This window comes from Mesorhizobium sp. M5C.F.Ca.ET.164.01.1.1 (assembly GCF_004792125.1).
Classification (GTDB): Bacteria; Pseudomonadota; Alphaproteobacteria; order Rhizobiales; family Rhizobiaceae; genus Mesorhizobium; species Mesorhizobium wenxiniae.
The window spans coordinates 1-311 of sequence record NZ_SRTG01000426.1; the positions used below are offsets into that span (position 1 = coordinate 1).

Sequence of the window (311 nt, forward strand, 5' to 3'; positions counted from 1 at the left end):
GTCGGACACTTCGAGCATGGTGTAGGCAAACACCAGGAACAGCGCGACGTTGAAGGCCATCAGCGGCCCGACGATGTGCTTGGCCTGCGCATACTGGCCGCCTGCGGCGGCGACGGTGGACGTCACCTCCGAATCGATCATGGCGACAGAGGTATAGAGCAGTCCGACGATCCAGCAGACGATCAGCGCGGCGAGCGCGCCGCCCTTGTCGGCGGAGAAGTTCCAGCCGGTGAATTCGCCGACCAGCACGATGCCGACGCCGAGCGCCCAGACATGTGCGGGGCCGAGCACCCGGAGCAGCGAGACCCCGT

Annotated in this window: 1 pseudogene; it reads right to left on the reverse strand. The window is 66.2% G+C overall.

The annotated features are described in order from the left end of the window. Positions 1-311: pseudogene (locus tag EN807_RS34115) on the reverse strand (amino acid permease); the annotation flags it as partial.